General features: G+C 56.5%; 14 protein-coding genes. 7 read left to right on the top strand and 7 right to left on the bottom strand.

Going from position 1 to position 18,468, the window contains the following annotated elements:
- Positions 1-17: 17 nt before the first annotated feature.
- Entirely contained in the window at positions 18-2,072 is a 2,055-nt protein-coding gene (locus tag C5Y96_RS24625; protein WP_105358991.1) for a prolyl oligopeptidase family serine peptidase, read from the top strand.
- 224 nt (positions 2,073-2,296) lie between these two features.
- On the opposite strand, the gene mqnC is transcribed toward C5Y96_RS24625, so the two are convergent.
- From mqnC to C5Y96_RS24610, 3 genes are all read right to left on the bottom strand, one after another.
- Positions 2,297-3,424, bottom strand: a complete 1,128-nt coding sequence (gene mqnC / locus C5Y96_RS24620) for a cyclic dehypoxanthinyl futalosine synthase (RefSeq protein WP_105358989.1) — start codon at positions 3,422-3,424, stop codon at positions 2,297-2,299.
- Positions 3,402-4,220: a menaquinone biosynthetic enzyme MqnA/MqnD family protein gene (locus tag C5Y96_RS24615; RefSeq protein ID WP_233199106.1), complete on the bottom strand. Its 819-nt coding sequence runs from the start codon at positions 4,218-4,220 to the stop codon at positions 3,402-3,404. The genes mqnC and C5Y96_RS24615 overlap by 23 nt, the downstream gene beginning before the upstream one ends.
- 136 nt (positions 4,221-4,356) lie before the next feature.
- Positions 4,357-4,929 carry a hypothetical protein gene (locus C5Y96_RS24610; RefSeq protein WP_146115795.1) on the bottom strand — a complete coding sequence of 191 codons (573 nt, stop codon included), beginning with the start codon at positions 4,927-4,929 and terminating at the stop codon, positions 4,357-4,359.
- A 314-nt stretch (positions 4,930-5,243) separates the two neighbouring features.
- Between C5Y96_RS24610 and C5Y96_RS24605 the strand changes: the two genes are divergently transcribed.
- Complete coding sequence (locus C5Y96_RS24605; protein ID WP_105358984.1) at positions 5,244-5,963, top strand: hypothetical protein; 720 nt, start codon at positions 5,244-5,246, stop codon at positions 5,961-5,963.
- 13 nt (positions 5,964-5,976) lie between these two features.
- Here the strand turns inward: C5Y96_RS24605 and miaA are convergent, their stop codons facing one another.
- Complete coding sequence (gene miaA / locus C5Y96_RS24600) at positions 5,977-6,936, bottom strand: tRNA (adenosine(37)-N6)-dimethylallyltransferase MiaA (RefSeq protein ID WP_105358982.1); 960 nt, start codon at positions 6,934-6,936, stop codon at positions 5,977-5,979.
- Between the two features lie 217 nt (positions 6,937-7,153).
- Between miaA and C5Y96_RS24595 the strand changes: the two genes are divergently transcribed.
- Both C5Y96_RS24595 and hisG read left to right on the top strand, forming a co-directional pair.
- Positions 7,154-7,480, top strand: a complete 327-nt coding sequence (locus C5Y96_RS24595; RefSeq protein WP_105358980.1) for a phosphoribosyl-ATP diphosphatase — start codon at positions 7,154-7,156, stop codon at positions 7,478-7,480.
- A 37-nt stretch (positions 7,481-7,517) separates the two neighbouring features.
- Positions 7,518-8,369, top strand: a complete 852-nt coding sequence (hisG, locus tag C5Y96_RS24590; RefSeq protein ID WP_105358979.1) for an ATP phosphoribosyltransferase — start codon at positions 7,518-7,520, stop codon at positions 8,367-8,369.
- Positions 8,370-8,476: 107 nt separating this feature from the next.
- Here hisG and C5Y96_RS24585 read toward each other — a convergent pair whose 3' ends face one another.
- Both C5Y96_RS24585 and C5Y96_RS24580 read right to left on the bottom strand, forming a co-directional pair.
- Positions 8,477-11,104, bottom strand: a complete 2,628-nt coding sequence (locus tag C5Y96_RS24585; RefSeq protein ID WP_105358977.1) for a protein-disulfide reductase DsbD family protein — start codon at positions 11,102-11,104, stop codon at positions 8,477-8,479.
- 199 nt (positions 11,105-11,303) lie between these two features.
- Positions 11,304-12,311 carry a phosphotransferase enzyme family protein gene (locus C5Y96_RS24580; RefSeq protein ID WP_105358975.1) on the bottom strand — a complete coding sequence of 336 codons (1,008 nt, stop codon included), beginning with the start codon at positions 12,309-12,311 and terminating at the stop codon, positions 11,304-11,306.
- Between the two features lie 367 nt (positions 12,312-12,678).
- Between C5Y96_RS24580 and C5Y96_RS27915 the strand changes: the two genes are divergently transcribed.
- The 3 genes from C5Y96_RS27915 to C5Y96_RS24565 all read left to right on the top strand — a co-directional run bounded on the left by C5Y96_RS27915 (position 12,679) and on the right by C5Y96_RS24565 (position 17,260).
- On the top strand, positions 12,679-15,603 hold the full coding sequence (locus tag C5Y96_RS27915) for a zinc-dependent metalloprotease (RefSeq protein ID WP_233199104.1): 2,925 nt from the start codon (positions 12,679-12,681) through the stop codon (positions 15,601-15,603).
- A 258-nt stretch (positions 15,604-15,861) separates the two neighbouring features.
- Positions 15,862-16,809: a DUF1559 domain-containing protein gene (locus C5Y96_RS24570; protein WP_105358973.1), complete on the top strand. Its 948-nt coding sequence runs from the start codon at positions 15,862-15,864 to the stop codon at positions 16,807-16,809.
- 58 nt (positions 16,810-16,867) lie between these two features.
- Complete coding sequence (locus C5Y96_RS24565; RefSeq protein ID WP_105358971.1) at positions 16,868-17,260, top strand: hypothetical protein; 393 nt, start codon at positions 16,868-16,870, stop codon at positions 17,258-17,260.
- Positions 17,261-17,777: 517 nt separating this feature from the next.
- Here C5Y96_RS24565 and C5Y96_RS24560 read toward each other — a convergent pair.
- Positions 17,778-18,347: a DUF1802 family protein gene (locus C5Y96_RS24560; protein WP_105358969.1), complete on the bottom strand. Its 570-nt coding sequence runs from the start codon at positions 18,345-18,347 to the stop codon at positions 17,778-17,780.
- Between the last annotated feature and the right edge of the window lie 121 nt (positions 18,348-18,468).

The raw sequence follows: 18,468 nt of genomic DNA, 5'->3' as shown, positions 1-18,468 counted from the left end.
CTGCCTGGATTGACCTCATGCGAATCTGCCTTCTATTTGCTGCCTCGTTCTGTTTGCTTGCTAGTTCTGCCTGGGCGGATGGCCCGGCCGATAACATTCCGGCCCAGGTCCGCGTGATCCCGCCGGAAGGGATCGAAGTGCCTGCGGAAGACGCCGCGGAGCTTTCGCAAGGGCTCGAACGGCTGGACGACTTGATCAAGAAGCTGGCGATGCGCCGCGATGCACGCACGCCGCAGCTGCTGCCGGATGTCGAGATCTTTTCGCGTGCGATCAACGAAGCCCTCAAATACCGCGAGTTCTACAAGCCGCAAGATATCGCCGCCGCCAAGCAGACCCTCACCGAAGGTCTGAACCGGGCCGAGGCGCTTTTGGAAGGGAAGGCCCCGTGGCTCACCCAAACCGGACTGGTCGTACGCGGCTATCGCTCGAAGATCGATCAAACGGTGCAGCCTTATGGCCTGGAGATTCCGGCTAACTACAACTTTGATTCGAACGACGCGTTTCGTCTCGACATCTGGCTGCATGGCCGCGGTGAACGCAACACCGAAGCCAACTTCATTGCCGAACGGATGAAGCGGCCAGGGCAGTTCCAACCGGCTGGCACTATCGTGCTGCATCCGTTTGGGCGGTACTGCAACGCGTTCAAGTTCGCTGGCGAGATCGACGTCCTGGAAGGGATGGAGCACGTCAAAGCGAACTACCGCATCGACGACAACCGTGTCGCGATTCGTGGGTTCTCGATGGGCGGGGCAGGGTGCTGGCAGATGGCCGTGCACTACCCAGACTTGTTCTTTGCGGCCAACCCCGGGGCTGGCTTCTCGGAAACGCCGCTGTTCCTGGACGTCTTTCAAAAAGAAACACTGGAGCCGACCTGGTACGAAAAGGCCCTGTGGCAGTGGTACGACTGCCCTGGCTACGCCGCGAACGTCTTTAACTTGCCAACGATCGCCTACAGTGGCGAACTCGATATCCAGAAGCAAGCCGCCGACGTCATGGAAGAGGCGATCGCTGCCGAGGGAATGCGTCTGACGCACATCATCGGTCCGGAAACGAAGCACGCGATTCACGCCGATTCCAAGGTGATCATCTCAGCCAAGCTCGACGAGTTGGCCAAGGTCGGTCGCATCACCACGCCTAGCGAGATCCGCTTCGCCACGTACACGCTGCGTTACCCCCGGATGCATTGGGTCCGGGTTGCCGGTCTGGGTGAACATTGGAAGCAGGCCCAGGTGCATGCCAAGGTCGACTCCAGCACCAATACGATCTCGCTGGCGACGAAGAACATCACGCGCCTGGAACTGAACTTCCCCGCCGGGCAGCAGTTGTTGTCGGTCGATCAGCCGGTGAAGATTCGGATTGCCTCGTCCGAGGCCGGCAGTGAAGGGGAGATCGCTGACCTGGTGGCCTTGCGTCCCGAAACGGATCGTTCGTGGACGGCTCAATTGGAGTTCACGGCCAACGGCTGGCAGTTGGGCTACAGTGCACCAACGGGACTGGCGAAAGTACCAGGACTGCAAGGTCCGATCGACGACGCGTTCCTCGATAGCTTCGTCGTAGTCAGCCCCACCGGCGAGCCGTGGAACGATGCCGCCAACAACTGGGCCATTGGCGAGATGAATCACTTCACCCAGCAGTGGCGTCAGCAGTTCCGTGGCGATGCGGTCGTGAAGACCGATGACATGGTGGCCGATGCCGATATCGCCAACAGCAACCTCATCCTGTTTGGCGACCCAGGTAGCAACGCGGTTCTGGCGAAGATCGTCGACAAGTTGCCGATCCAGTGGACCAAGGATGCCGTGACCGTTGGCGGCAAGACCTACAAGGCAACCGAGAACGCTCCGATCTTGATCTACCCGAACCCACTGAACCCAGCCAAGTACGTGGTGATCAACAGTGGTTTCACCTATCGCGAGTACGCTTACCTGAACAATGCTCGCCAGGTGCCGAAACTGCCTGACTGGGCTGTGGTGGACGTGACGACCAAGCCCGATGCCCTGTGGCCTGGGAAGATCGTCGCTGCCGACTTCTTTAGCGAAAGCTGGCAGGTGAAGCCGCCACGTGCGACCAAGTGATGATGCGAATTCTTAAGGCCTGGAAGGCCGGTCGAATGTAGCCAGGGGCGTCAGCCCTTGGCGGATGATGGCAAGAATGAATTGAGCCCTGGAAGGGCGACCGAAGAGAGTATTGTGCCTTCGGTCGCCCTTCCAGGGCTCTTTGTTTTTAATGGGCGTCGATCCAGGGGCTGACGCCCCTGGCTACATTCGGCTGGGCCTCCGGCACTTAAGACGATGAAGTCTTATGACAACGTTACCAGTTCCTGGTTTCGCAGGGCGTTGGCCTGGACGGCTTTCATTTCGTGTTCTTTGGCCAGCAGTTGGTAGTGGACGTTGCGTTGACGCGGTTCGTAACCGAGTTCGCTGATCGCGTCGCGGATTTCCTGGAGGGTCAGGAAGTGTACCGTGCCTGCTTCGGCGACGACGTTCTCTTCGATCATCAGGCTGCCCATATCGTTGGCTCCGTATAGCAGTGCCAACTGGCCGACCTTCAGTCCCTGGGTGACCCAGCTTGATTGAATGTTGTGGATGTTGTCGAGGTACAACCGCGAGACGGCCTGGGTCTTGAGGTACTCGAACGTGCCACGCGGTGGAATGTGGGCCATGTCGGTATGCTCTGGCTGGAAGGTCCAGCAGATGAATGCCGTGAAGCCGCCTGTTTCGTCTTGCAACTGACGGACTCGTTCGAGATGTTCGATTCGCTCGGCCAACGTTTCGACGTGCCCGAACATCATGGTCGCGGAACTGCGTCCCCCCAGTTCATGCCAGACTCGCATCACGTTCAACCAGTCGTCGGTCATCACTTTGCCGCGGGTCAGTTCGCGGCGGACGCGATCGTTGAGGATTTCAGCGCCACCCCCCGGCAGGCTACCCAGGCCGGCGTCTTTCAATCGCTGGAGCACGTCACTTAGCGGGATCTTGTTCACCTTGGTGAAGTGGTGGATTTCCGGTGGACTGAACGCGTGCAGGTTGACCTCGGGGAAAGCCTTCTTGATATCGCCGAGCAGTTCTTCGTACCACTCGAGCTTGTACTCAGGGTGCAGGCCCCCTTGCATGAGGATCTGATCGCCGCCGAGGGCTACCGTTTCTTCGACCTTCTTGAGGATTTCTTCGCGCGAAAGGACGTAACCTTCGTTGCTTTTCGGGCTGCGGTAGAACGCGCAGAAATGGCACACGGCCGTGCAGACGTTGGTGTAGTTAATGTTGCGATCGATGTTGTACGTGCGGTAGTTTTCCGGGTGCAGACGCCGGGTGACCGCATCGGCGGCGCGGCCTATCGCCAGCAGGTCGTTCGACTCGAGAAGCTTCAGGCCTTCTTCCGGGGTCAGTCGCTCGCCGGCGACTGCTTTATCGAGCAATTTCGCAATCATCGTAAATCGGTGTCCTGCCGCTGGGTGCTAGATCTAAACCCACTGCATAGTCGTAAAAACGCGTGAGCGCCGTTTTCTCTTGCGGGCCCAGCGTGAAGTGTAAATTATCGTGAAAGTATTGGAAGCATTCGCTGGTAGTTAGCTGGTAGTTGGCTGCTTCCCGCTCGGCGATTTCCGGCAGGTTTTCCAGTCCGCTGTTGCGGGCTTGCATCAAATGCTGAGCGATGGCTTCAGTCGCCACGCCAGGACGGGCAACCCACATGGCGAAGACGAACGGCAGCCCTGTCCATTCGACCCACGTTTCCCCCAGGTCCCACACCTCGACGGCATCGATCGCCGGAGGATGGATCGCCCGATCGCCGATCAATAGGATCGCGTCCGCTTCGCAGTCTCGCATGTCGCTACCTAGCGGCAGCGCTTGCAGGCGAGGGCGGACACCTAGACGCTCGGCCAGCAGAATCTTGGCCAGGGCAGCGCTAGTACGCGAGCCTTCGTCCAGGGCCAGCGTTTGAACCTGCTGAGGGGGAACGCGGAAGAAGATCTTCACGCTCCAAACCGGTCCCAGGCAGCCGATGCAGGCATCGGTGATGATGCGGTAGCCGTCCCCCAGAAAGTATTCGATCGAGGGGATCAGGGCGACGTCCAACAGCCCCAACGAAAGCTGGTCGGCCAGATGGCTGGGATAATCGAACGACAGCGTGAAGGGAGTATCCGCATCACCCAGGCCGTGAACCAAGGGCTTGGTGTTCAAGTAACGAACGGCCCCCACACGGGGCTTCATTTCGACGGCGTTCACGGCGTTATCTTGCACGGTGAGTGGAAACCAGGTGCACAAAATTACTAGAAACTTAACCGCCCATCCTCAGGCGGCGTAACCCCATAAACCAGCTTGGGATGCGATTTACGGGGATTCGTCTTCTAGCGTACGCGGATTAGACGTCGAAGGGAAGGTCGGCCACACCGTTGACCACCAGGCGGCAAACCGCTTTCCAGGGGATCAAATGGATCTGAAACTTGCCAGAGTCCCCCTTGCGAGCGAAATAGCCGAGCTCAGGCGAAGATTTCTCGGGGGAGTAGTGGTGCGGGACGAAGATTTCTCCCTCGGGCAGGTGGATTTCAAACGAAGCCTCGGGGGCACGCGTTTTCCACAGATGAGTGAACTCGACAAACAGACGGCTGTGCCCCGCGACGATGGGGGAACCTCCCTGTTTCGATCCGATGGAGGAATGTAGCACGTCAGAGGTTTCGGGGTCGTCACGCAGGCCAAAATCGGAGAGGCCGGCCGATTGGACCGGGGCGGAATTTTTTAGGGAAGAGGCACTGCTGGCCGAGGACGAAGCAGACAGGGTTTGTGAATTGGGGTCGGAATCGGCCGAATCGCCGGGGACGCGAAATCGCACGTTGCAGTGCGGACACTTACCAGGCTGGCCTTGCAGCCGTTGTGGAGCGTTGAGCCGATGCCCATTGGGGCACAGGAACATAATGGTGTCGGACTTAGTGTTCACCTGCGCTCCTCGTATGAGAAAATCGAGCCGGACAGCTGCATCGTGCAATGATTGGGGCTCGTGATCGTTCGATCATCCTTCCAGGATAGGGGGTGGATTTGAACAAATGATGAATTCAAGCCCTGCATTCCGTAATTTTGGGGTACTTTCGCCGAAGTTTCACTCAGATCTCGACTTAGGGCACTCAGATATGTCACATTATCAATCGCTCAGCAGTTGACTAAAATGTGGCCCCCGGGCAAGTTAAAGGCGCGGCTTAGCTTATCTTCACGTTGCCCTGGAAGCCCTGCTTTCGATCCTTATCGCGGAACAACATGGCCGAACAGCAAGAAAAAATACGCGTAACCTGTCCTAGTTGCTTCAAACGCTTTGAAGTCAGTGCCAAGTTTGCCGGTCGAGAAGGCCCTTGCCCTGCGTGCAAGAAGCCGATCAAGATTCCGGAACTGTCGGAACAAGTGGTCCTTCGCGAGAAGGAAGGCTTCGGCGGCGTCAAGTCGAAGGAAGGGAAGCTGGTCTTCAAACCAGTGGCCCGCGAAGACGCCAAGTTTTCGACCACCGCCCTGGCCGTAGTGCTGACCGCTGCGATCTCGGCATTCGCGATCGCATTTTTTATCGGGCACTCGACCGAAGATACCAATAACCTGACGTGGATTGTTGCGGCAGGCTCTTTCCTGATTGCGGTGCCTCTGTGCTGGAGCGGCTATTGGTTTCTGCGAGATGACGAGTACGAGGCCTATTCCGGTCAGGAACTGTGGGTACGCGTATTGATTTGCTCTGCCGCGTATGCCCTTATCTGGGGCATCTATGCGTTTCTGATCGGCTACTGGGAATTGGACAGCAACTTGAATGAGAACCTGCCGTACTTCGTGATCACGGCGGTTGTCTGCCTGATTGGTGGCGGCTTTGCCGCGGCAGGCTCGTTCGACATTCAGCCCCTGTCCGGCTTCCTGCACTTCTCGTTGTATATCCTGATCACGCTGCTGCTGCGGATGACGATGGGCCTGTCGGCCTACTACGTCACCTGGTGGCCATAGCGACAGACGCTGCCTAAGAGGCGGTCCCCATTTCGTAGATTTGCTGGGCGACCGCTTCGGCATCGAATGGCTCGGTAAGGGTTACCTCGCGGCATTCCGGCAGGCTGCGGAACCAGGTGCATTGCCGCTTGGCAAATTGCCGCGTGCGAGCTTTGACGCGATCTTTGGCCGACTCAAGCTCTTGATTGCCAGCCAGGTAATCGATCACTTCCTGATAGCCGACCGCCTGCATGGCGGTGGTGCTGAGGGGCGAGAACTGGTCGAGCAGCCGCTGCACTTCTTCGATTAGGCCAGCCTGGAACATCGCCTCGACACGCTGGTTGATGCGATCGTGCAGCACGCTTCGCTCCCACGAGAGCCAGAATGCTTTGCAATCTTCCGGTTTGGCGTGATCTTCAAACTCGAACTGGTAATGGCTCATCGGCTGGCCGGTGGCCTGATGCACTTCGAGAGCGCGGATCATGCGGCGGGTGTCGTTCTCGTGAATGCGGGCCGCGGCGAGGGGATCGACCATCTTCAGCCGGGCATGCAGGGCCGCGTTACCCACCCTGGCAGCTTCCTCTTCCAAGTCCTTGCGCAACTCGGGATCGGGGGCGGGACCTTCGGAAAGGCCACGCAGCAGGGCCTTTAAATAGAGCGGGGTACCACCTACGAAGAGGACCTCTTTGCCACGGCTGCGGATTTCCTTTGCGGCGGCCTCGGCTAATTCCAGGTAGTGCGAAATGCTGGAATTCTCGTTGGGATCGAGCACATCGATCAGGTGGTGGGTAGCTGCCGATTGCTCTTCCGGGGTGGGCTTGGCAGTGCCGATATCCATCAGGCGGTAGAGTGACATCGAGTCGAGGGCGATGATTTCCGCGTTAATTTTCTCGGCCAGGCGAAGCCCCACGCGGGTCTTTCCGCTGGCGGTGGCCCCCGAAAGAAACCAGCAGTCCCGGAAGGTAAAGTCTTTGTCAGTCGTGGGATTGGTCATGCTTATGGGGGGCGATTCTGGGGAAAAACCGGGGCTTTCGCGGTTGTTAAGGTTCGGCGGGGGTGCAATTTTCAGTTTACCCCCTGCTGACTACAATACTAGATTCCCGGCCACTCGACGAAGGGGGTTGGGTTAGTCACTGAAACGAACTTCCTCCACTGGTTTACCTCAAGAAGGGGGCCGTGCTTTGTCCGGCGAACCTAACGCAGATTCTTCCATGAACGTTCTGGCAGCGCTGATGGCCGTGATCGAAGATCGCCGCGCCAACCCGCCAGAGAAGTCGTACACCACCAAATTGTTTCAAGGTGGAGTGCCCAAGATCGGTAAAAAGATCATGGAAGAGGCCGCCGAAGTCGTGGAAGCGGCCGGCGAAGAGGGAGAAGAGGGACGTCAGCACTTGATCTACGAAGCCGGCGACCTGATCTATCACTTGCTGGTCATGCTGGGACATCGCGAGATTTCCCTGGCCGAAGTCGAGAGCGAACTGGGACGCCGCTTTGGTGTTTCCGGAATCGACGAAAAAGCGGCCCGCGACCCTAAGTAACTTCTGAAACCAACATCTAAACCCCCAGCGAACCATCATGGAAAACTTCCGGATTGGCATTCCCAGCAAAGGGCGACTCGCGGAAGTCGCCACCGAACTTCTCGGCGACGCAGGTCTGAAATTCCGTCGTCAAGATCGCAGCCTGTTTGCTCGGGTGCGCGATATGCCGATCGACATCACCTTCCTGCGAACCGATGACATTCCGGTGTTGTGCGCCGAAGGGGCCATCGACATGGGGATCACCGGTAGCGACCTGGTGCAGGAAGCGAACGTCGACGTTGAAACCCGCATGGAACTAGGCGTGGGCAAATGTCGCCTGGCGTTGTGCGTGCCGGAAGATACCGACTGGCAGAGTGTCGAGGACATGAAGACCTGCCGCGTCGCAACGAGCTTCCCACACGTGACCCAGACCTACATGAAAGCCAACGGTGCCAATCCGCACCTGGTGAACCTGTCGGGCTCGGTTGAAGTGATGATCTCGCTGGGCATTGCCGATGCGATTGTCGACCTGGTCGAAACCGGCAGCACGCTGGCCGCGAATCGTTTGAAGATCTTCGCCGAGATCGGCAACTATCAAACGGTACTCATCCAGAACACACAGAAACGCCAACCAGAACTTGCCGATCGCATCGTTCGGCGGTTGGAAGGGGTGGTCATCGCCCGCGACTACTCGCTGCTGGAATACAACATTCCCCGCGAGAAACTGGCCGAAGCCGAAAAGATCACGCCTGGTTTCAATTCGCCAACGATCAACCCGCTGGAAGACAACGCCTGGTGCGCCGTGCGGGCCATGGTGAAGCGGAAAGAAGTGATCGACGTAATGGAACAGTTGGAGCAGTTGGGAGCGTCAGCGATTCTGCAAACGAATATTGCAAATTGCCGGCTTTAGGATTAACGCGTATCCCTGAGCGAGTAAATCATGGTCCCCTCTCCCCTGAGGGGCTAAGCTTAGAAGTTGGCAAACTCTTAAGGCCTGAAAGGCCGCCCCTTGGAATGTTACTCGTTCATCGCCGTTTGTTTCGGCACGCTGCTTGATTCTTGCTGGGCGGCGTTTAGGCTTTCGATGACTTTGGATTCGGTCAGCAGGTCGCTCAGGACGTAGACTTCGCCGGCTTTGCCGCCGGGGAAGATGGCCAGCAATGGGATGCTGTTCGAGCCGAGCTTGTTGATGAACTTCTGCACCTGGGGGCTGTTGTCGTGGGTGGTGTTGGTCCAGTCGACCAGCATCGGCACGATGCCGTGAGCGTTGACCACTTCACCGACGCCATCGGTATTGATCGCGGTGTAGTAGTTCACTTTGCAGGTTGGGCACCAGTCGGCAGTGAAGTCGACCATTACCGTTTCGCCGGCCTGTTGCCGGGCGTAGATGTCGTTTTCCAATGCCGGCCAACGTTCTTCGGCGTAGGTATCCCAGGCGATGCTTCCTTCGTGGGCATCCCCTTCAATCAGATTGGTGTACGAGAACACCCCGATCCCAATAGCAACCACGAACGCGCCAATGGTCGTGGCGATTTTCGAGGACTGATGCTCGAGCGTGTGGACCTGCCCCAGCATCCAGCAGCCGGCACCCAGGCCAACCAGCAGGGTCAGCGTTGGGACGACGTATTCGTCGGGCATGGTGTACATCAGGTAAACGACCGTCAGCATCATGACGAAGCCCATCAACTGCTTGAAGGCCACCATCCAGTTGCCTGGCTTAGGCAGGAACGCGATCAAGCGGGGATTCATGCCGATGATCAGGTACGGCGAAGCCATCCCTAAACCGATCGAGCCGAAAACGATGAACGTCACGTAGGTTTCCTGCGAGATGGTATAGCCGAACACAGGCCCCAGGAACGGGCCGCTGCATGGTGTCGACAACAGCGTCGTAACGATCCCTTTGAAGAACGCCCCGCCGTAGCCTGACTTGTTCGACGCGCTGGCGACGCTGCCGCTTCCCAGGAAGCTGGGCATTGTCAGTTCCCACACGCCCAGCATGCTCAGGCCCATCGTGTAAACCAGGACGATCATAGCCAGGATGTAACGCCAGTCACCGCTCCACTGGCCCCAGGCCAGGCCATCGGCTCCGCTGGCGGCGGCATCGGCAGGGCTGAATGCACCGACGATCCAGTTCAACGACGACGAAACGACCGCCAGAATCATGAACACGAAGATCACACCCAAGGAGTAGATCAGGTTCAGCATAAAGACCTGGCCGCGATGTTTACCGGCCTGATTCACGAACGAGAGAATCTTTAAACCAACCACCGGCAGCACGCACGGCATCAGGTTCAGGATCGCACCGCCGATAAAGCTGAGCACCACGATCCAGGCCAGACTGGCCGTTTCCGGCGGGTTGAGGACCTTCCACTGGATGTTGTCGTTCAGCGGAACGGGAGGAGCCATCGCGTTCATTTCGGGTGGCTCGGCTCCGCGCGTGGGAGGAGCGATGATTGCGTTCGCATTGACCCCCTGTGCGTCTTGAACTTCGGCGTGCGTAATCTTGGCTCGCTCGGCGGCCTTGGTGTACTTGGCGGCAGAAAAGGCGAACGGAACCGATTCGTCTTTGCCTTTCTCGCCAACTTGCACTACTCCTTCAAACATCGCGCCGGAGGGACGATCGCAGGTGGTGTCAGTGCAGGTTTGATAGCCGACGTAGCCAACGAGCGGATACTTGCCAGGGACGGCATCGATAGGAATCTGAACGGTGAAGGTCCAGGTTGTTTCTCCTTCGTGATACAGCACGGGAGGAAAACCTTCGATGAGGGCCTTCGTGATGATCGGGTTTTGTGTCTTGGCTTGGGTGGCCAGCCAGGGAGTGACTTCCGCCAAGGCAACTTGGGTCGACTTGTAACCGATGGTCGAATCGGTCGGCGAGTAGGCGTAGATGTGGTAGTTACCGCTTGGCTTGAAGTTCAGCGTGACGGTGACTTCATCCCCGGGCTCGACCCTGGCAGGTTCAAACTTGCCACTGAGGACACCATGACCACCTTCGGTCTTGTAGTCCCCCATGGTTCCTTGGATTTTGTAATCGGCCGGTGGAATCGCGCCGCCTGGGGTGGTGGCCTTTTCGGGAAGCAGATTCTCTGGCTTGGGAACTTCCTGCATGCCACCAAACTGTGCGACCGCATTGGCCGTTACCGGCACGCACGTTCCTTTGTCGTGACAGCTTTGACCGCTGAGCTTGACCTTCAACTCCAATGCATCAGGCTTGGTGCCTGGGGACAGCAGGATCGGGGCGCTCCAGGTGACCTTCTCGTAGAACTTCTCTTGAGCGACGCGGATGATATTGTCAGGCGGAACGATCTTCGGCTTGTGGTCGGCGGTGAACTCGCCTACCGCTGTGATGCCGGCGTTCTCGTCGACCTTCAGCTTGGTTGCCATGGGGCCCCCCTTGGGCTGCGTGGTCGAATAGACACACCAGCCGCTGCCGACGGTGGCCGTGACGTCGAGTCGCCCATGGGTGCCAGCCGGATCGACAACGTACGTGGCGGTGATCTTCAGATTCGGATCACTTTGGCCACCACCAAAGTCTTCGAAGCCCTCGATGCCTTTGAACAGATCGCCACCCAAGCCTTGGGCCATGATCGTGGTCGGAAGGAGACAAAGAAGCAGCGTAAGAGCGATGGGGGCAAAACGCTTCATGAGAATGTTCTATCGCGAGGAATAAGCTGGTGATGACCTAAATAACGGTCTACGACCATCTTCGGAAAAAATGGTGGGTTCGTAAATGCGGAATTCGCATTTCAAGCAAACGGAAGTCCGTAGCCATATGGGCATTGTTCACCACGACTTCGACAATGTCTGTGATGTCGGATACGTCCGCAGGTTTCACATTGTTTGCCTACAACTTCCAGGCTGGATGCTTCTCTATTTTCTCTAAACGATCTGTAAGATGGTTTAGCCGAGAACTGACATGGTTACAGTTAGCGAAACTGATCCCATCGATCACCAGCCACTGTACCCAGTTTAACCCAGTGAGCAAAACGTTGGCCACATCGAAAACCTCTGCTAACCGCTCTTCCGAAGGGGTGAGTGAACGAATTGACTTCACCGTTTGGAAAGCAAAATTCCAGTCGACTTCCCCGTTCACGGACACTTCGCTGGCCAGTCGTGCCAGGTCGAGCGCGATGTTGTCCCAACGCATCGATCCCAAATCGAATAAGCCCGTCAGTTGATCGCCTTGAAAACGGAAGTTCTCGGGGCGTGGATCGGCGATGCAATCTTCCAGCAAAAAGGTCTCGTGTTCCTGCGACAGCAGCAACAATCCCAGGCGGGTATGGTAGTGCACGAAACTGTCTAGGAATTGCTCGATCGCCAATTTCCACTGCGGATGTCCGAAGTGTTGAAGCGAGGGGAATTGATCTCGCAAGTGGCGGACGCGCCACTTCTCGCAGAGCTCAATACGGGACTGGATGCCAGGCGATATGTCGTTTTGCCGTGGGGGTGTTTCGTGCCGCTCGTGAAACTCGGCAATGGCCTGAAACATGGCCTTCTTTTGCAGGGTTGTATAAGGAACCGTTGGTGGTGTTCCTTCTACCCAGGTTTGCAGTTCCCATAGCCGTCCGTCCGACTCGACATAGGTTTGCCCGTTGGCTGTGGGTAGGTAACCAGCCAGACAGGTCATACCCAGGTGCCGACGGTGATTGGCCGCAAGATGTGCGGCCAGTAATCGATTGACCGAAAAGTTGGGCGGCATAAGCTTCAAACAGTAGCTTGCCGTAGTCCCCTCGACTTTCCAAGCCTCGCTTCCGCTCAGACCCGCTTCACAGGGAACGATGCTGCGCACCTGTGCTGGATGAAGCTGATAGGCAGCGAGAACCTCGACAATCTTGGGGACATTGTCAGTCATTTTCGGCGCTTTCGAGCGAGTTTTCCGGAGTGGTAACCGGCCAGTTTTATGGTCGATTTGGTAACTCTAATCGTTTTTATTGGTATAAACGGCTTTTCTTTCCCAAAATCCCATGCGCAGAATAGAACAAATACGGCAGTCGCTTAGAGTGGGGTATATTTTCCAAGCGATCTAAAAGCAGCCGTTAAGGAAAGTTTTCCGAATTTCGTTGTCCTCTGTCGCAAGATTTCGCGGTGAGACACCTCTACCTGAGGGGCGATTGCTGCCGTCGCGGTGTGCGGTAATCGTCATAGGCAACCCAGCGAGAACGATATCCGGATAGCTTATCGAAATCTCCCTCCCTTTTTATTGTACGAGAGTAGTACGCATGAAGGTGTTTACATTATTGCGTTGGTCGACGGCTTGGTGCACGACCGCGGTGGTTGCTTTGGCCGCAACCGGCCTGGCCATGGCGGACGAGACGAAGTCGGATGGGGACAAAGTCGAAAAGGCGATCCCATCAGAAGTCGCCGCAACGACCGGCGATTCCGGTTCTTCCAGCTCCGGCGGTAGTGGTTCCAGCAGTGCTTCTGCTGCTCCGCATGCCGCGATTCTGAAGGACTTTAAGAAACAAGAAGGCCTGATCCCCACCTATCACAAGGGGAATCGGATGTTCTTTGAACTGAACAGCTCGCATTACAACGGCGAGTTTATCGTGCTGATTTCGATTGCCCGCGGTGCCGGCGTCGAACCGCTATACGGCGGCATGTCGTGGGGCTTTGGTGATGACTGGGTGTGGACCTTCCGCAAGGTGGACGATCGCGTTCACATCGTTCGCAAGAACGTGCGTTTCAAGGCCCAGGACGGCAAGCCGGAATCGCGTGCTGTAAAGCATGCCTACAACGACAGTGTGCTGTTCAGCATTCCGATCGCAACCAAGGGCCCCAACGGCGGTGACCTGGTCGAAGTGACCCCGGTCTTCATGAGCGACCTGCCGATGATCGGCGACGTGCTGCCGGGCTTCGGTTTTTCAAGCACAAAATCGATCTTCGGTGAAGTGAAGGGCTTCGAGAAGAACCTGGAACTTCAGGTCGAAGCGACCTACCAGTCAAGCGGTCGCAGCAACATCGACTCGGTGCCGGACTCGCGTGGTTTGACGATCGACGTCCACTACTCGATCAGCAAGATCCCCAGCGGAGGTTACACCCCGCGTGTGGCTGACGACCGGGTTGGATACTTCCTGACGGCGGTGAAGAACTACTCGAAGTCCGACGACAACCAGTTCGTGCGATATGTTAATCGCTGGAAGCTGGAAAAGGCTGACCCATCGGCCAAGATGTCGGAACCGAAGGAACCAATCATCTTCTACATGGAAAACACGATTCCGTACAAGTATCGCAAGCCGATCCGCGACGGGATTCTGGAATGGAACAAGGCCTTCGCAAAGGCTGGTTTCATCGACGCGATTCACGTTCGCCAGCAAGAAGATGACGCCGACTGGGATCCAGAAGACGTTCGCTATAACACCTTCCGCTGGATCACTTCCGATGCCGGTTTCGCGATGGGCCCTAGCCGCGTGAATCCTTACACGGGACAAATTCTGGACGCCGACATCATCTTCGACGCCGACTTCCTGAACTACTGGAAACAGGCCTTTGAGAACTACAATCCCCAGGCGACCGAAGCGTTGATTGGCGGTCCGCTGGATGTCAGCAGCCAGGAAGAATTCTTGAAGCGGGTCGGCTCGATCTCGCCACGTCACCAGTGCATGCTCTCTGGCGGAATGTCGCAACAGTTCGCTTTCGGTGCTGCCGCTGTTCTGGCCGACGTTGAGAAAGAAAAGGCCGACAAGAAGAAGAAAAAGAAAAAGGACAAGGAAGAAGCCAAGTCCAAAGAAGAGATGAAAGAGGGCGAAAAGTCCGAGGATAAGGACGACAAGGAAGAAGCTTCCGACGACAAGAAGGAAGACAAAGAAGAAGCCAAGGACGAAGAGTCCAAGGAAGAGGAAGAAAAGAAACCTTCGGCCGAAGAGATCAAGAAAGAGCGAGAAGAATTGCTCGAACGCATGATCATGGAAGGCCTGAAGGAAGTCGCCATGCACGAAGTGGGTCACACGTTGGGCCTGCGTCATAACTTTGTTGCCAGTAAGTATCGCAGCCTGAGCGAGATCGCCGAACTGAAAGATGGCGAAGCGACGGTCTCCAGCGTGATGGATTACGTTCCGCCGCACATTGCCCCTCCGGGCGAAAAGCAGGGAGCGTTCTTCCCGCAATCGATCGGTATCTACGATATGTGGGCCATCGAATACGGCTACAAGCCGTTCAGCGGTGGAACCGACGGCGAGAAAGGCGAGCTCGGCAAGTTGGCTTCCAAGAGCACCGAGCCGGGCCTGGCCTTCCTGACCGACGAAGACACGACCAGCCTGTCGCCAGATCCGGATTCGAATCGTTTCGACTTCGGTAAGGACCCACTCGAGTTCGCCAAGAACCAGGCCGAAGTCGTGAAAGCGGCAATGGATGGTCTGGCCGATCGCGTCGTGGAAGATGGCGAAGACTATTCCCGCGTTCGTCAGGCGTTCAACACGCTGCTCAGCACCCACGGCCAGGCGATGTACTTCGCATCCCGCTATGTTGGCGGCGTGCATGTGAATCGCTCGCACAAGGGGCAAGAGAACGCTCCGGCACCGTTCGAGGTGGTGGACGTTGAAAAACAGCGTGAAGTCATGAAACTGCTCTCCGAGCAGGTCTTCAGCGATAAGCCATTCCAGTTCGATGCTGAACTGTACAACAAGTTGGCTCCTTCCCACTGGAACCACTGGGGTACCAGCTTCGATATTCGTGGTGACTTCCCAGTTCACGATACGATCTCGCGGTGGCAGTCGACGATTTTGTCGCGACTGCTCTCGTCGATCACGCTCGAGCGGATGCATGATGCCGAACTGAAAGTTCCGGCCGATCAAGATGCATTCACCACGGCGGAAATGATCGAGAGCCTGACGGATGCCATCTTCAGCGAACTCGATTCGCTGGAAGAAGGGGATTACTCGGTTCGGGAGCCGGCAATCAGCAGCCTTCGCCGGAACCTGCAGCGAGATTACCTGCAGCGTCTGTCGACCTTGGCGATGGGCAACGCGTACGCTCCGGCCGACTGCCAGACCGTCGCCTATGCTCAGCTGATCGACCTGCACGAAAAGCTGCGAGACTTGGAAGAGAAGGAACTGGAGCTCGATACCTACACGCGTGCCCACTTGCTGGAATCGACGCGACGTATCGAGAAGGTTCTGGACGCCGAACTTACCCTCTCGCGTCCGTAAGCCTGCTAAGCTTTTGACGCGACTTTAAAACAGAGATAAACGCCGGAGTGAATACTCCGGCGTTTTTTTATGGCGTCTCCTGGGATCCTAGTGGTATTTGACGCTCTCTGAAAATGGCGTCCGTCAAATGGGGGAGATGTAAAAAAATTGCTGGTATTGGCAAAAATATATGTATGCGAGATAACGCGACTTTATAGAATGCGTGTGATGGACACTTTTCCTTTATCTATTTATTTACCCCTGAAGGATTACTACCCCATGACGCTCAAGAGGGCGGGCTTTACGCTCGTCGAACTGCTGGTTGTCATTGCGATTATCGGCGTGCTCATCGCGCTTTTGCTGCCGGCCGTGCAGCAGGCCCGTGAAGCCGCTCGACGCATGACATGCTCCAATCATCAAAAACAGTTGGGCTTGGCGATGCACAACTACCATGACACACATCGGGTATTTCCCCCAGGCGTGTTTGCCAGTGGGCTTAACAGCTCAATGCCTACGCCCCCGCATTCCATGTCGTGGATGCCGGTGCTGCTGCCGTTTCTAGAGCAAGGCCCACTGCACGATCAGCTTCAACCTTACATGCTGACACGAAACTCGAACGCGTTTCCCAGCGACCTGATGAACACGAAGATCGAAACGCTAATGTGCCCATCGGACCCTAATCGTGGTCAGACCGGCGAAGTACACGGCACCGCGGATCCGCCGCCAGACTTTAACGACGGTTTCCATGGCAATTATTTGCTGTGTCACGGAAACGAAGAAATCACGACGACGACGGATAACACCGCGAACGGGATGTTTTTCTATCAGTCGGATACGGACTTCTCGTCGTGCACCGACGGTACCGCTAACACGGTGATGGCCGCGGAAATTCTGCTGGTCAAATCGAACGTGGCTGGTGCCCGTGACTGGCGTGGTCGCTACTACCGCGCTGACCACCTGAGCAGCATCGTGAGCACGCGGCTGCCACCTAACACGACCGCTGCCGATAAGACACGTATCTGCCAAGGTTCGCCACCGTCGCCGTCGTATGCCCCATGTGTCAGCGACACCAACACGCAGGTCCTTTATTCGCGAAGCAACCATCCCGGTGGTGCCATGATCACCTTGATGGATGCCAGCGTGCAGTTTGTTTCGGAGACGGTCAACACGCAAACCTGGCAAGACCTGGGCACGCGTGCTGGCGGTGAAGTGCCCGGCGAATATTAATCGATTCGCCGGCACATTTCGCTTTGAATTTGCAAGACACGTTTCCTGAAAGGAAGTTATGCGATACGCGTGGAAATCGATGGCCCTGCTCGTGGTGCTGGGCCTGATGGTGCCGCTACTTGGCTGTGGCGGTCCGACCGAAATTGTGGTCAAAGGTACGGTCACCTTCGAAGGTGAACCAGTAGAAACGGGCGAAATCTTGTTCATACCTACCAACGGCGAAGGGCCTGTCGGAGCAGGTCCTATCACCAACGGCGAGTTCTCGTTCATCGCCCCACCAGGCGAAAAGAAAGTCGAGATCACGGCCAACAAGATCAGTGATAAGCCGGCCCCCGATGGCTTGCCCAACTACGTGCCGTACATTCCCAAGAAGTACAACACGGCTACCACGTTGACGGCAAACGTCGAGAACAAGCCTGAGAACACCTATGCCTTCGACTTGAAGAAGTAAGCACTCCCCATCTGAAAAACGCCGGGCAGTTTGTCCGGCGTTTTTTTATGCGCTCATTGCTTGATTGTGCAGTGAGTTTCGTCTGTCGTTGGGAGATGAACTCTCGGTGATCTTTGTGCCCACTGTGGCTAGATGCACGGGCCAAGAAAAAAGAGAACTCCGCAAGTCCCTTGTGGGACCTGCGGAGCCTCATTGGTAGCCTGATCGGATTCTCAGAAGAGGTTCCGATAGGAATGTGGTTGCCTACCGGCAACCCGCCGGTAGCCGTTAGGCAGAGCCACCTCTACGGCTGGTACAGACATATTCCACTGGAACACCTCCTTTCTACTAAAGCTCACCATGTTGGCCGGACAGAACGCCGTGTAGAGCCGACCTCAGGTCTTCAGTAATGTCGCGCTGCGTAACGCGACCCTAGGTAAACTCACTTTGAACCAAGTTTTCTAAAATGACAAGAGCATTTTCAAAAACTCGTTTCTCCGTGAACGCCCCCTTAGGACAGGGCAGTAGAATTGTAGGTTCACGCGCGCAGGGCGGAAAGTAGCAAATTTTTGCGTACTTCAAAATCGGCATCCGCGATTACGGGCTGTAAATCGCCGGTTTCCAGGGGCTCGTTCAACTCGACCCAACTCTTACAACCGGACATCGCAGCGGTCGGAATGATCGTTGCCGACTGGGTTGCCTCGTAAGCACGTACAACCAACATGTGGATCCCAGGGGCCCGGTAGTGGTATCGCATGTGCAAGGCTTCGCGGTTGAGAATTTGCTCGAAGAGTGATGCGTCGAGCTTCGCTTCGTCTTCCAGGTAGATCGCCTCGGCCACTTCGCATACCAAATGCATCGTCATTTCCGGCGTGGCAGGTGGCTGCGTGAACTCGGGGTGATCGGCCAGCAACATCTTCCCCATGCCGTTAAGCTTCGATTCGGCTTCATGGAAATGGGTGGGATATAGCCAGAAGCGATTCTTGGGCAACTCGAACTCACCTTCCGGCTCGGAGATTCCTCCCTTGCGAGCCAAGACGATCTGTTGGCCGCGGGCGATCGCTTCGCAGACGATGTTCCACTCTTTCAGAGCTAGTTGGCAGGCCATATCTTCGATTTCACTCGCAAATAAGGTTGACTATCTGAGCACTATGTTGAGCCAGGAGGTAAAATTGAGCCAGGAAATATGGCAATTCAAGGCCTGAATTGCTAAGGTAAGGAAGTTCCAT

The organism is Blastopirellula marina, assembly GCF_002967715.1.
Lineage (GTDB): Bacteria > Planctomycetota > Planctomycetia > Pirellulales > Pirellulaceae > Bremerella > Bremerella marina_B.
Note: the sequence above shows the minus strand (reverse complement) of the source record. Positions and strands in the feature narration are given on the sequence as shown.

What these genes read in the sequence shown, in the direction of transcription:
- C5Y96_RS24625 (WP_105358991.1), top strand. Translation starts at nt 18, where the DNA reads ATGCGAATCTGCCTTCTATTTGCTGCCTCGTTCTGTTTGCTTGCTAGT.
- mqnC (WP_105358989.1), bottom strand. Translation starts at nt 3,424, where the DNA reads ATGATTGCGAAATTGCTCGATAAAGCAGTCGCCGGCGAGCGACTGACC.
- C5Y96_RS24605 (WP_105358984.1), top strand. Translation starts at nt 5,244, where the DNA reads ATGGCCGAACAGCAAGAAAAAATACGCGTAACCTGTCCTAGTTGCTTC.
- miaA (WP_105358982.1), bottom strand. Translation starts at nt 6,936, where the DNA reads ATGACCAATCCCACGACTGACAAAGACTTTACCTTCCGGGACTGCTGG.
- C5Y96_RS24595 (WP_105358980.1), top strand. Translation starts at nt 7,154, where the DNA reads ATGAACGTTCTGGCAGCGCTGATGGCCGTGATCGAAGATCGCCGCGCC.
- hisG (WP_105358979.1), top strand. Translation starts at nt 7,518, where the DNA reads ATGGAAAACTTCCGGATTGGCATTCCCAGCAAAGGGCGACTCGCGGAA.
- C5Y96_RS24585 (WP_105358977.1), bottom strand. Translation starts at nt 11,104, where the DNA reads ATGAAGCGTTTTGCCCCCATCGCTCTTACGCTGCTTCTTTGTCTCCTT.
- C5Y96_RS24580 (WP_105358975.1), bottom strand. Translation starts at nt 12,311, where the DNA reads ATGACTGACAATGTCCCCAAGATTGTCGAGGTTCTCGCTGCCTATCAG.
- C5Y96_RS27915 (WP_233199104.1), top strand. Translation starts at nt 12,679, where the DNA reads ATGAAGGTGTTTACATTATTGCGTTGGTCGACGGCTTGGTGCACGACC.
- C5Y96_RS24570 (WP_105358973.1), top strand. Translation starts at nt 15,862, where the DNA reads ATGACGCTCAAGAGGGCGGGCTTTACGCTCGTCGAACTGCTGGTTGTC.
- C5Y96_RS24565 (WP_105358971.1), top strand. Translation starts at nt 16,868, where the DNA reads ATGCGATACGCGTGGAAATCGATGGCCCTGCTCGTGGTGCTGGGCCTG.
- C5Y96_RS24560 (WP_105358969.1), bottom strand. Translation starts at nt 18,347, where the DNA reads ATGGCCTGCCAACTAGCTCTGAAAGAGTGGAACATCGTCTGCGAAGCG.